Source organism: Vulcanococcus limneticus LL (genome assembly GCF_002252705.1).
In the GTDB taxonomy this organism is placed as follows: domain Bacteria; phylum Cyanobacteriota; class Cyanobacteriia; order PCC-6307; family Cyanobiaceae; genus Vulcanococcus; species Vulcanococcus limneticus.
This window is the reverse complement of the sequence record NZ_NQLA01000030.1, coordinates 1-12,162: the sequence shown is the minus strand read 5'-3', so window position 1 is coordinate 12,162 and position 12,162 is coordinate 1. Positions and strand designations below refer to the sequence as shown.

Genomic DNA, 12,162 nt, shown 5'->3' with positions numbered 1-12,162 from the left:
TGGAGACCCTTCCATGACTTCTCAATCCACTCGGCTGCTCGACGCCCAGACGGTGCTCGTCGGCTGGATCAACCATTCGGCCACTGACTGCTACGAACACACCCGCAGCAGCGGTGATGTGGTGAACCTCGGCACCGACCTCGATGCCACCAGCTCTTTTGTGCTCGTGGCATCCCACCCCGGCCACAGCGAGGCGGTGACGGTGACCCTGGAGCTGGCGCCGCTGCTGGCTGATGGCAACGCCGGCAGCTGGATCACCGCGGCCGCCGTCGCCATCCCCGCCGCTGGCGGCAAGGTGGAGGCGATCATCAGCGGCGCCGCGCTGCTGATCAACCCGGTCGACAGCGCGCTGATCACCCCGCCCTGCCTGCGGCTGGCGCGGGCGATGGTCTCTCCCGCCACGCCTGCCGGGATGACCGTGGCGCTCACCGCCAACCAGGGGCTGTGAGGTGAGCGCCATGAGCAATCCCCTCGACACCCTCAACATGGCGGCGGGAGCAGAAGCCCTGCCGCTGCAGCTGCTGCAGCCTCTCGACAGCAACAACCCCGCCTCCACGCCTGTTCGCCTCTCGGGCCCGGAGCAAAGGCCGCTCGTCACCCCCGACCCCGGAGTGATGGGCGGAGACGACGACAGTTCCTGGCTACCACCCAGCCAGCTGCTGATCGGCAAGGATGGCGTCACCCGCTCGATCTGGCCGGTGCACCTGGCCGGCTGGCAGGCCCTGGGCTGGCAGCTGCTCAACCCCGCCAGCGGCGGCGATGAGCCGGTCCCGGTGGACTCCGGGGACAACGCGCCGGAACCGGAGCTGGCGGATGCGCTGGACCTCGAGCCCGAGCAACCGGAAGCGCCGGATCCCGCCCCGACACCCGATGAGCCCACTCCTACCGACAACCCGCTGGAGACCACCACCGATGGTGGCGAGGCCCTGTTGGCTTCTGAGCCCACCGACTTCCAGGCCATGACCAAGGCCCAGATCGTCGAGTTCTGCTCCACCGTCTACGGCGTGGAGCTCGATGGCAGCCAGACCAAGGCCGAGCTGGTGGAGCACGCGATGGCGCTGGAAGCCCAGGCCAGCGGCAGCAACGAGGGCACTAACGATGCGGCAGATCTCGCTGCCCTGGAGCTGGGGGATGCCCTGCTCTGATCACAGCAGCCAGTGCTGCCCCGGCCAGCGCATTCCTGGCTGGGGGCTGGCAACAGCTCAGCAGCACTGCCCTGGCGCCGATGGCCACTCCCGATCCGGCTGTGCTGGCCGAGCTGACGGCCCAGTGCCGCAGCAGCAGTCGGCCCCAGGGAGTGATCTTCCTGGGCCAGGCCCAGCTGCAGGACGGCGGCAACCCTGAACCGCCCCCAGCCGGCGGTGTCAGTTCGGTGCAAGCTCTGGCGCCGTTGGTGAGTGCTGCCTCAAGCGACGGGGTGGTGGTGCTTGCTCTGGACCTGCGCCTGCTCAGCCCCCTGCCGCCTTGACCCCGAGCTCTGATCTCCCAACCCTTTTTCATTGCTGATCGCCATGGCCACCACAACCGAGAGCCACACCACCGCCGGCCGCTCCCTGCCCCAGCCCAGCGACCTGCTGCTGGTGCAGCGCGGCAGCACGCCCTACCGGGCCACAGCTGATGAGGTCAAGGCGTTCATGCTCAGCCCCGCCACGGCAGTGGCAATCGGTGCGATCAAACCGGGCACCAACCTCAGCGTGGACAGCGACGGCACCCTCCATGCCGCCATCTCCGGTGCCCTCACCTACCGAGGTGCGATCGACCCCACCACAAGTGAGGCCCCGGCAGGCGCTGCAGTCGGGGATGTGTACCTGGCCAGCAGCTCCGGCATTGCCCTGGCGAGCTGGACCGGCATCGACGGAGCGGAGATCGCCCAGGGGGATCTGCTGCTGTTTGACGGCAGCAGCTGGAGTGCCAACGCCGCGTTGGGCCCCGATGGCGCCGGCGTGATCCGCATCCAGGTAGCCGCACCGCTGGCCATTGATGAGAGCGATCCCGCCCAACCGCTGCTCAGCGTTGAGCCTGCATCCACCGCCGCTGCAGGCGTGCTGCGCCTAGCGGCTGCCGAGGACCTCACCGCCGGCACCGAAGGCGCCGCCGTCGATGCAGCAGCCCTCAAGGAAGCAATGGCCACTGCCCAGCCGGCCGGCGACTACATGCCCCTGGATCTGAGCACCTTGCCGGCCCTGCCCTGATTGCCGCAGCTGATGACCCTCCAACCAGGCGACCTGCTGGCGATCACCCGCCCCACGGGCCCTGCCGCCGGCACCTATCAGCTACAGGCGGCAGCTCTGGCGGAACTGCTGAACCTGCCGCCAGTGCTGGGAATCAGCGGCGTGGTTTGGTCAACCGTGCGCTCGGCGGCGGACAACAGCTGGCAGTCGATCTGCTGGTCGCCGGAGCTTGGGGTCTACGCCTGCGTAGCGGGTAGCGGCACGGGCAACCGGGTGATGACCTCAAGCGATGGCATCCGCTGGAGCCCCCAACCATCAGCGGCGGACCAGAACTGGGTAGCTCTCTGCTGGGCCGCCGAGCTAGGGCTGTTCGTCGCCGTCAGCGACAGCGGCATTGGCAATCGAGTGATGACCTCACCGGATGGCCGCAGCTGGACCCTGCGCCAGACGCCGGCAAACAACAACTGGACCGGGGTCTGCTGGGCACCAGAGCTGGGCCTGTTGCTGGCGGTCGCCAGCAGCGGCACGGGCAACCGGGTGATGACCAGCAGCGATGGCATCACCTGGACAGCCGGCCCGGCTGCGGCAGATCAGGAGTGGCGCTCCATCTGTTGGGCCACGCAGCTGGGCCTGGTGGTGTCGGTGAGCAGCACCGGCGGCAACCAGCGGGTGATGACCTCAAGCGATGGCCGCAACTGGACCCTGCGGATAGCTGCTGCAGCCAACAACTGGACAGCGATCTGCTGGGCAGCAGAGCTGGGCCTGCTGGTGGCGCTGAGCAGCAGCGGCAAGGGCAACCGGGTGATGACCTCCCCGGATGGGATCAGTTGGAGCAGCCGCAGCTCGGCGGCCGACAACGCCTGGACCTCCCTTTGCTGGGCGCCGCAGCGGGAGCTGTTGGTGGCGGTGAGTAGCAGCGGCACCGGCAACCGGATCATGACCAGCGCCGATGGCATCAGCTGGACCACGCGCAGTTCCCCGGCTGATTTGGGCTGGCGCTCGCTGTGCTGGTCACCCCAGCGGCGTCAGTTTGTGGCTGTGAGCAACAGCGGCGCTGGCAACCGGGTGATGGTGAGCCCCTGAACCATGACTGACACCAAGGCACCCCTGCCAGTGATTGGCTCTCGCTGCTGGCGCGATCTGATCAGCCCAGACAGCGGCGCCACGGTGCTGAGCCTTGGGGGAGACAGCAGTGACGCCGATCCGATGGTGGAGCTGGCTTACGACGAGGGCGGCAGCGGTTGGTGGCCGCTCTCCACGCTGGTCTTCGAGCAGGCATGAGCCAAGGGGGCCTCAGCCCGCCCCCACCAATTGCAGCCGCAGAGCCTCAAGAGCCTTCTTCTGGGCCCGCTGCACCGACATGGCGCTGATTTGCAGCTGCTCTGCCGCCTGCCGGAGCGAGAGGCCCTCGAGGATGGTGAGCCGCAGGGCCGTGGCTTGAGCTGCCGGCAGCTGATCTACTAGCTGCTCCAGCGCCAGATCATCAGCGGGACCGGCTGCTTCTTGCTCTGGGCTGGCCAGCTGATCGAGCAGGCACGGCTCGCCATCGCCGTGGCCATCAAGGCTGATGTGACCCAGGGGGCACTGACCCTGCTCATGCAGCCGGCGTGGGATGCGCACCAGCCGCACCCGATCGCGCAGGTGATGCTGCAGGGCACCTGAGATGCAGCGGCGCAGATAGGGCTCAGCTGGCTCACCTGCTTTGCAGCGCAGGACAGAGTGGAGCAGGGCTTCTCTAGCTACCTGGATCAGATCCTCCCGCTCGACCAAAGGGAAGAAGCGGCGGGCTACAGCTGAGGCAACGGCATCAGCCAGGGAGAGGTGCTCCAGCACCAGGGCATCGCGGGCACGGAGAGCAGAGCGGGAAAGCGGGGCAGCCATCTGGGGACGGCAGAGAACCCCACCCCCAACGGCCAGCCGCAGCGCTTTGACAAGGACGCCCCAACGGGGCGCCTGGCTAGATCCTTGACGCAGCGCGAGGACTGGACGAGGGATTCAGGTGGGTGTTTGACGGCCTGATGGCAAGCCAATTCCTTCCGCAGCTGCGGGGCCCGAGAACCTTGAGCAAATCCCCTTATCCCGGCTTGCCTGGCCTACCAGCTCCACCGCCCATAGGCTGCTGGGTGCAGCAGCAGCGGGTTAGTGCTCCAGCCGCCATGGATTTGAAGTTCCGCGTTATTCAGTCGAACGACCGCGGGCTAGTTACAAAGCCAGGCGACTGCACATACGCCAGACGGGGGCCAGCCAAAGGAGAAGAAGATCTTGAGCTTCCCACCCTGTTCATCTGGGTAAGGAGCAAAGAGCGCTACCTAGCAAGGTGCTGGACTCAGTGGACAGGTGCACATCTTGGGGATGACTTTATTTATGTCGTAAGCAGATTTAGAGACGTAATCGACCTCCACGGCGATACTCGGTATCACCAGTGGTGCTCAAAACAGCTGCGCCAGGAGCTTTGGTCACTGAAACGGCCCGCACTCGGCCTGGAAGGCCTGGCTTGCCCGCCGCCGGAGGCAGTGTACGAAGCCAACCGGCATAAATCGGCTATTTACCTGCAGAGAAGAAAGCAGCGACTCCTTGAGCAAACGCCAGATTTGAACCAGCAGGAAAAAGCGAAGATCCAGGATATCTACGGGGATCGGGATCAACGGAATCAAGCGGCTGGGTTCATCAAGTACCACGTTGATCACATCACTCCGCTCGCCAAAGGAGGCCTTCATCATCCTTCCAATCTGCGTATTATCGGGGCATCTGAAAATGCGAGGAAAGGGTGCAGGCTTCTCGAGCAGGCACAGTCTGCAGAAGTGGCTCCGCTGTCTATCGAATAGATGTGATATGGCCACGAAGGAAGGTGTGGGCGACTGGGTCTTGATCAAATTGATCGATTACGAAGATTCCGCCTGGAACTGCGAGCATGTGCATCGACACCCTTATGGCCGAGAGGCAGTTGTTGGCCCTGGTGGTTCCTGGTTTTCGGTCTTCTTGGAAGCGCCAAGCAAAAGCGGGTAGATGAGAATGAGCATCAGCCGTAGTACTTAAATTCCCTGCATGAGACCTTTGATCTCTTCCTCTTTTTCTTCAAAGAGCTTGGTGTCATCAAGGATCGCTTGCCAGCTTGGATAGGGATGGCGCTGCAGGCGCTTCCAGTTTTTTTTAATCCAGATGCACTCGTTATCGCGATCAACCTTAAGTGCATCCCAGAAGGCTGTGTACATCCATGCCCAGGAAGCTGACTTCCATGGCACAAGCTTCGCTTCGGCTTCCCAGAATTCGGGCGGATGATCTATTCTCTTTCCATCAATCACGCGGGCGGGGATCTTGAGGTGAAGCAACTCATGCCGGAGCACGTGTTCGATCACTGGCTGTGGTACGTCAGAACGGTTGAATAGTGAGTGGAGGTAGATATTGCCTCCTGCCTTCCCGGGGCCATGATAAATGCAGGCCAGTGTTTCTATTGATTGAAGGCTAAGTGTTGCAGGTTCTGCGCTGGTCAGCCCCATCTCGACCTGGATGTCAGCAAGAAGTTCCAGCACGTCAAACTCTAGAAAGCTGAGTTCTGGATAGCCGGCTGGCTCCTTGCGGGCTAGGACCATCGCATCAAGCTCAATGTGATATGAATAAAATTTGACAGGCGCACAGTTCTCGGATTGACACTTGCAAGCCGGTTAATATTCTTTGTGACTTGCATTATCACTCGGGCATGATATTACTCGCTTGCGGGTGTCGAAGCTCAATCATGTCACCATCGACCCCTTGGCGATGAACGTCGAAGACGGGCTCTTCTCTGAGGCCTGCCATGGTTAGTGAGTGAGTGAAAGGGAATAAGGCTGGATGATCCAGAAGCTGGTTGGCAGGCAGGGAATGATGCTCATTATCGAGCAGGAGCGCCTCGCAGAGTAGTAGTGCAATCTCTTTGGAGATGGGCAGAGCCTTTGGAGCTCGTCCATAAACGCCTCTGGTCTCGGTGTCTGCAAGAGCTCCCCAGTCCACAAGCGAACGGATGATCCGCTGCGTGGACTTCACCAGCACTGGACGCTCGGACCATTGCGCCACCATCCGGTTGGTGAGCTGGGCGAGCGAGAAGGAGTCCTGCAGCGTGAGCAGGCGCCCTGCCGTTGCGGCGACATCGGAGAAGATGGGATAGCTGGCGATCGCCATGGCCCAATGCAGGGCGAGATGCTCACGCGCTTTTGATGTCTGAAAGGCGGCTACCGCCCGGGTCTTCAGGGGATCAACAGCGGGTGGAACCTTGGCCCAGATCCTGGTGAGCACGGTCATGGTCTTGCCACGATCGCTGTTGAACTTGTCCCCGCTCACCTTGCCTTCGAGGTACTCCCACATTCCGGCCCTCAGTTCTTCCAGGGAGTCACCTGCCGCCACCCGGCTGGCTGTGGCCTCCAGCCAGTCGAGCGCCAGACGCCGATCAAAGCCAATGGTTTTGCGCCTGTTCATGCGGGCTCCTGGATGCGCACGAAGGGAACCAGGACCTCTTCCAGTGCGATGCCTCCATGGCCGAGGGTTTCCTTGCCCTGGGCGAGAAAGGCATCGACCCCGCGGGGCAGCAACACGGAATAGTCAGCTGGCAGTCCGGGACCAGGCCACAGGAGAGCGCTTGGCAGAGCCTGCTGCACCTGCGCCCGCAGAACGTCGTCGCGGAACACCCAGGCCCGCTCCCCTTTTTCCTCGGGCACGGTGCCCACGTTGGGCCGACCGATCCCCTTGGCAGCAACGTTGCCGTGATCTGCGGTGACATAGACGGTGAAGCCCTGCTCCAGCAGCGAATCGATCAAGGCGCGGAAGGCACCCTGCTGGCTCCACTGGCGCACCTGGGCGTGTAGCCCACCCAGGCCGGTGACTACGCCGTGGAGCATTTCATCGACCTTGCCGACGACGATGCCCAGCGCCCGGCAGCTGGGGCGGCAGGCGAATTCCTTGACTTTCTCCAGCAGCTCGCTATCGGCCTCCTGCGACCCCTGCCTGACGTAGGCCACAGCCGGACCCAGCAGACCCTGGTCCCCCCAGAAGCGCTCCCAGTGCTTGGGCTCCTTGTTGGTGGTGCCAATGCTTTGAGGGAAGAACATCGGTGCCTCTGCCGCGAAGATCGTTTGCCGGGAGACGGAGGTAATCGTGGGCACCCAGGCCCAGCAGACGCTCTCCTTGAGATCGAGCCCGTCAAGGGAGTCGCGCAGCAACAGCCATTGATCGAGGGCGAGACCATCGACAACCACGAGCGCGAGCCGCTTTAAGCCGCTGACCTGCTGGTGAGCTAGGAAGTGGGCGACCTTGTCGAGGGTGATGGGCCTGGGGAGGGCCGGCAGCGTCGACAACGCGCTGTAGCGCTGAAGCATCCAGCTCCCGAACCCCTCCTCCAGGGCCAGCTGCAGCCGATCGAGCTGGGAGCTGACCTCCGGGCTGAGGGAGCCACTGAGCTCCGTTTGCAGCACCTGGGCCTCAGCCCAGCGAAGGGCGAACAGCTCCCAGTCCTCGTGGTTGGCGGCCGCATCCGGTAGCGCCTCCTCCAGCAGCGGCAGAAGACGCTCCAGCCGGAGGGCTGCGTTCTCGTCCTGTTTGCCCACCACACCGAGACGCATCCAGTCCGCCGGCACCTCGTCGGTAGCAATCGCTGTGGTGGGCTCCAGCAGACCCTCGGCGAAGAGGTTGTCGATGAAGACCCTGATGTCGTCGTGGTCAAAGGGCAGGAGCTCGGGCCCGGGGAGCTGCAGAGCAGGCAGCTCACGCCCGGGCACCACTGCACACCCCCTGGCCTGCAGAAACAGGGGCCAGCGTTCCTGAAGGAAGGAGAAGAAGGCCGCCCGGTTGGGCAGCAGGCGCTCCAGGGGCCACTCCCGCCACTGCTTCTGAAGGCAGAGCTGCTCAAGCAGACGCTGATCGAGCAGCGGCGGAAGTTGTTGCTGACGAAGATGGCGCCGCAGCAGAAGACGCAGCAGGTCGGCAGGCTGCCGGATCTGGCCAGGCACCACCTCGTAGAGGTGGTTGAGAAGGAAGTCCTGGGTGGCGTTCGCCCCCAGCTGACCGGGGTTCGCCCGCTGCAGGGCCTCACTCAGCGCATCGAACTGGCTGGGCTCGAGCTCGGAGAGAACGTTGGGGTCGAGGCTGGGGAAAAGGCTGGGCAGGCTGAAGCTGAACTCGCGCTGGGTGGCGCGGGCTTCTGAAAGGAGGTCGTAAGGGAGAACGGTGCGGGCCGAGGCTTCGCCTCCGTTCACGACAACGACATGCAGCAGCTCTCCTGCCTCCCAGCGCGGCCGGCAGCGATGCTCGAACAGGTAGCGAAAGGCGACGGGGTCCTCGTAGGCCAGCAGCTCATAGCCCCGCTCAGAAAGCACAGTGCGCAGGACCGGTTCGGCGAACAGCTGGTCGGGATCGTTGACCACCGTGAGCCGACTCGCGGTGGCGCTCTCGCTGGTGAAGCACTCCAGCACCGGCTGGCGCCAACTCGAAACCGGGCCCAGTTGTCCCATCAGGCTGAAGTGGGGGCCAGGGACACCAGCTGCAGCAGGGTCAGGGAAGGCAGGGTCTCCTGGCGCCGCTGAAACTCCTGCCGCCACTGCTGCTCCTCTTGCTCCAGCTGGGCGCGGCGGAAGTCACGAACCTGGGGCAGGCCGAGCTGCTCGATCGCGCGCTGCCGGGCCGCGAAGGCCAGCTCCTGCTTGCGGCGCTCACGCTCCAGCCTCTGCTGGTGTTTGGCCTGGAGCTCATCGAAGAGGGGCCTGCCCTGCTGCTGGGCCTGCTGCTGACTGCGGTCGTAGGCCTGGGCGGCCTCTGCAGGCGAGAGCTGAGTCTCAGCAAGGAGCTGCAGCTCGCCATCAAGGCTGATCAGCCTCTCCCAGATCAGCCGGGCCGTGGGCTCCAGCAGCTTGCCTTCGGTGGAGAGGAACAGCGGGAGCAGGCGCTGGCTGCGGCCCTCGCTGGTCTGCACCGCCACGCGCCAGAGCGACCAGATCCCAGACACCTTGCCGGCGAGTTCTGGAAGGTGCAGAACCGGCACGGTCATGCCCGGGGCCCTGGGGGGCAAGGCTGCCGTGAGGGCGCGCAGCCTCGGCTCCTCAAGGCTTAGGTGGAGCAGGCCAGCCTCTTTGGCGTTCTGCCGGCTGAAGGTGGCCCTGAGGTCGCGGTGGCCATCCGGCCAGTCCAGATCCAGCCCACCAGCAGGGTTGGGCCGCACCTGCCCACCGGCCTCAGCCTGGGTTTGCAGCCAGGAGAGGGTCATGCGCTCGGTCCAGAAGGGCATCAGGTGGCCGGCCACGCGCTGGGCGGCTTGGGGATCGAGCTCCTCGGAGCTGGAGAGCAAGGAGGCCCCTTCATGGGCGGATAGGGCCCGGGCGCGGATCGCCTCCGCGAGCGCCGCTGCCCGCGCTTCTGCCTCTTCTGGCGTCAGAACGGCATTGACATAGAGCTGTTGGAAGTCGATGCCGTTTTCTTCCGAATCGAGCACATCGGAGAGCTTGTCGACGCCGAACTCCTGCAGGATCCGCTCCAGCTTTTCCTCCAGCACCTCACGAACCCGCAGCTCAACGGTGTCTTCCAGGGCGAAATTGAGAGCCCGCACCACATGGGACTGGCCGATGCGATCAACCCGACCGATGCGCTGCTCCAGCTTCATCGGATTCCAGGGCAGGTCGTAGTTGATGATCACGTGGCAGAACTGCAGGTTCAGGCCCTCGCCGCCGGCATCGGTGGAGATCAGGATCTGGGCCTCGTTGGCGAAAGACCGCTGGGCGCTCTTGCGCTCCTCCAGGTTCATGGAGCCGTTGAGCACCACGACCGGATAACCACGCTGCTCCAAGACCTCCGCCAGCATCTGCTGGGTGGGCACGAACTCGGTGAACAGCAGCACCTTGAGGGCCGGATCGTTTTCGTCTCGTTGGAGCTGCTGGATCGTGTCGAGCAGGGCCTGAGCTTTGACGTCGATCCCCCGGGCCTCACAGCGGCGGGCAGCGGAGAGCAGCAGCTCCACCTCGGCCCGTTCGTTTTTGAGCTCCTTGAGGCGGCTGTTCAGCAGAGTTTCGAGCTGCTCCTGGCCCTCCAGCTCCGCCCAGTCCTCACCGACGTCTTCCCCAAAGAGTGTGAGCTGGCCGGTGGGCAGCTCCAACACCTGCAGGCGCCGCTCCAGGGCGGTGCGGATGGCAGCGGTACTGGAGGTGACCAGCCGCTGCATCAGGATCATCAGGAAGCCAACGGCGGGCTGCTTGTCACGCAGGGCCTGGTTGTAGCCCTCGCGCACGTACTCGGTGACGGCGTCGTAGAGCACCCGCTGCTCCAGTCGGGCGCTGTCCCAGGCGACGGAAACGATCTGGGTGTGGCGCGGCTGAAACAGGGGCTCTCCCTTGTCGTTGATGGCCCGGCGCTTTTCGGTGCGGATCACGTAGGGGGCGACGTTCTCCCGGGTGACCGAGCTGTCGTCGGGGAGAGCGTCGGGATCGAGGAAGCCGAGCAGGCGGCGGAAGGCATCGGTCTTGCCCTGGTGCGGGGTGGCGGAGAGGAGCAGCAGGTAGGGAGAGGCCTGGGCGAGCCCTTCACCAAGACGGAAGCGGGCCACGGTTTCTGTGGAGCCGCCGAGGCGATGGGCCTCGTCGATCACTACGAGATCCCAACCCGCGTTAATCAGGTCGTCGAAGCGCTCGCGGTTGTAGCGAGCCACCTGCTCCGCACTCCAGCCCCGGCGGGCCTCCATCGGTTTGACCGAATCGAGGGTGCAGACCACCTGGTTGTGCTGCTTCCAGAGATTCTCTTGGGGGCCGACCCCGAGCAGCTGGCGCCAGGCGGCGAAGTTGCCGGGCTGAACAAGATGAAAGGTTTCGTTGAAGTGGGTGTCGAGCTCGCTGACCCACTGGCTGACCAGGCCCGCTGGAGCCACCACAAGAACCCGCTTGGCCAGGCCGCGGACCTTGAGCTCACGAATGATCAGGCCCGCTTCGATGGTTTTGCCCAGGCCAACCTCATCGGCGAGGAGATAGCGGACCCGATCTCCTGCCATGGCGCGCTGCAGCGCCTGGAGCTGGTGCGGCAGGGGGATGACGGAACCCTCCAGCGGTGCGACCAGGGCGTCGTGCTCAAAGGCATCGAGGATGCGAGCTGCCGCGGCCACAAAGCTGAGCTGCTCAAGGCTGGTGGGGCTGGCCTGCTCCAGGGTCTGCAGCCTCTCAACCGGCAGCCGGACCACCGCGTCCCGGCGGGACAGCCAGACCTGGGCGGTAGGGATACCCCAGAGGTCTTCCACAGCGATCACCCGGCAGGGCTCGCCGTGATCCAGCGAGTGACACCAGTCGCCGGCCTTAAAGCTCATCTAGGGAGTAGCGGCAAGACGCTGGACGGTTACTCCAGGCAGATGCCTGGATAAGTCAGCCGCAGGAATGACAATGCACTGATCGACATACTGATGTGGCCAGGGAACATCAATCTCCTGCTGCAGCCTCGCCTTGAGCCTTTCTGTGAGATTTAACCAAAGAGGTGGATCTACACGCAAGCTGTCAGCGCCGACAACTACAATGTAGGTAATTGGCTTTTCGGCTCGCTTCATCAAGCGGAGGAAAGACCAAGAAGTTCGGGCCTTTGGAACAAGCTGGGTATGCGTCAGCTCCTTGGTCTGCATTTTTTTGACAAAGGCTTGTCGCTCACTCTCTGGGGCCTTGCTTGCTGATGGATCCTTGACCTCGATGAACAGGGTCCGTCGAGGGAACTCGACAACAAAGTCGACTGGCTGAAAGTGATCGATAGATGGCCGCCCTGGTGCATCAAAGTGTTCGGCGTTCCACTCGTCTGGGAATGTGAAACTGAGCTCTTTTTCGATCAGGGTGCTCATGAAATCCCCTGAAGCGATCGGGCTATTTCACGGTCGTAAAGTGAGGTCATTGCTTTCGCTATGGGGCTTTCGGTCAGGCTGGCGTCCCCTTCAGTGGTGTAATTCCCCCGGCACTCCCACCCCGGCGTAGCTGGGGTGGGCCGCGCACCTCAGGCGATCGGCTCCACAGCTGAC

13 protein-coding genes are annotated in these 12,162 nt (G+C 63.9%); 7 read left to right on the top strand and 6 right to left on the bottom strand.

The window, feature by feature from the left end:
- The first annotated feature begins 13 nt into the window (after positions 1-13).
- The 6 genes from CJZ98_RS11895 (at position 14) to CJZ98_RS11870 (ending at position 3,452) form a co-directional block, all read left to right on the top strand.
- Positions 14-448 carry a hypothetical protein gene (locus tag CJZ98_RS11895; RefSeq protein ID WP_094591354.1) on the top strand — a complete coding sequence of 145 codons (435 nt, stop codon included), beginning with the start codon at positions 14-16 and terminating at the stop codon, positions 446-448.
- Positions 449-458: 10 nt separating this feature from the next.
- Positions 459-1,145 (top strand): hypothetical protein, encoded by a 687-nt coding sequence (locus tag CJZ98_RS11890; protein WP_157910969.1) that lies wholly within the window; start codon positions 459-461, stop codon positions 1,143-1,145.
- Between the two features lie 80 nt (positions 1,146-1,225).
- Complete coding sequence (locus tag CJZ98_RS11885) at positions 1,226-1,468, top strand: hypothetical protein (RefSeq protein ID WP_094591352.1); 243 nt, start codon at positions 1,226-1,228, stop codon at positions 1,466-1,468.
- Between the two features lie 43 nt (positions 1,469-1,511).
- Positions 1,512-2,192, top strand: coding sequence for a hypothetical protein (locus CJZ98_RS11880; protein WP_157910968.1), 681 nt, complete (start codon positions 1,512-1,514; stop codon positions 2,190-2,192).
- A gap of 12 nt (positions 2,193-2,204) precedes the next feature.
- The gene (locus tag CJZ98_RS11875; protein WP_157910967.1) at positions 2,205-3,254 is read left to right on the top strand and encodes a hypothetical protein; all 1,050 of its coding nucleotides are present in this window, start codon (positions 2,205-2,207) and stop codon (positions 3,252-3,254) included.
- A 3-nt stretch (positions 3,255-3,257) separates the two neighbouring features.
- The gene (locus tag CJZ98_RS11870; protein ID WP_094591349.1) at positions 3,258-3,452 is read left to right on the top strand and encodes a hypothetical protein; all 195 of its coding nucleotides are present in this window, start codon (positions 3,258-3,260) and stop codon (positions 3,450-3,452) included.
- Positions 3,453-3,464: 12 nt separating this feature from the next.
- On the opposite strand, the gene CJZ98_RS11865 is transcribed toward CJZ98_RS11870, so the two are convergent.
- The gene (locus CJZ98_RS11865; protein WP_094591348.1) at positions 3,465-4,052 is read right to left on the bottom strand and encodes a sigma-70 family RNA polymerase sigma factor; all 588 of its coding nucleotides are present in this window, start codon (positions 4,050-4,052) and stop codon (positions 3,465-3,467) included.
- A 275-nt stretch (positions 4,053-4,327) separates the two neighbouring features.
- On the opposite strand from CJZ98_RS11865, the gene CJZ98_RS18345 reads away from it, so the two are divergent.
- A complete protein-coding gene (locus CJZ98_RS18345) occupies positions 4,328-4,996 on the top strand; it encodes an HNH endonuclease signature motif containing protein (RefSeq protein WP_157910966.1) in 669 nt (222 codons plus the stop codon).
- Between the two features lie 207 nt (positions 4,997-5,203).
- On the opposite strand, the gene CJZ98_RS18340 is transcribed toward CJZ98_RS18345, so the two are convergent.
- The 5 genes from CJZ98_RS18340 to CJZ98_RS18335 form a co-directional block, all read right to left on the bottom strand.
- Positions 5,204-5,761 (bottom strand): M48 family metalloprotease, encoded by a 558-nt coding sequence (locus CJZ98_RS18340; RefSeq protein ID WP_157910965.1) that lies wholly within the window; start codon positions 5,759-5,761, stop codon positions 5,204-5,206.
- Between the two features lie 97 nt (positions 5,762-5,858).
- On the bottom strand, positions 5,859-6,620 hold the full coding sequence (locus tag CJZ98_RS11855) for a hypothetical protein (protein WP_094591346.1): 762 nt from the start codon (positions 6,618-6,620) through the stop codon (positions 5,859-5,861).
- On the bottom strand, positions 6,617-8,647 hold the full coding sequence (pglZ, locus tag CJZ98_RS11850; RefSeq protein ID WP_094591345.1) for a BREX-3 system phosphatase PglZ: 2,031 nt from the start codon (positions 8,645-8,647) through the stop codon (positions 6,617-6,619). Before pglZ ends, CJZ98_RS11855 begins: the two co-directional genes overlap by 4 nt.
- On the bottom strand, positions 8,647-11,472 hold the full coding sequence (locus tag CJZ98_RS11845; RefSeq protein ID WP_094591344.1) for a DEAD/DEAH box helicase: 2,826 nt from the start codon (positions 11,470-11,472) through the stop codon (positions 8,647-8,649). The genes pglZ and CJZ98_RS11845 overlap by 1 nt, the downstream gene beginning before the upstream one ends.
- Positions 11,473-11,988: a hypothetical protein gene (locus tag CJZ98_RS18335; RefSeq protein WP_157910964.1), complete on the bottom strand. Its 516-nt coding sequence runs from the start codon at positions 11,986-11,988 to the stop codon at positions 11,473-11,475.
- Positions 11,989-12,162 lie beyond the last annotated feature (174 nt).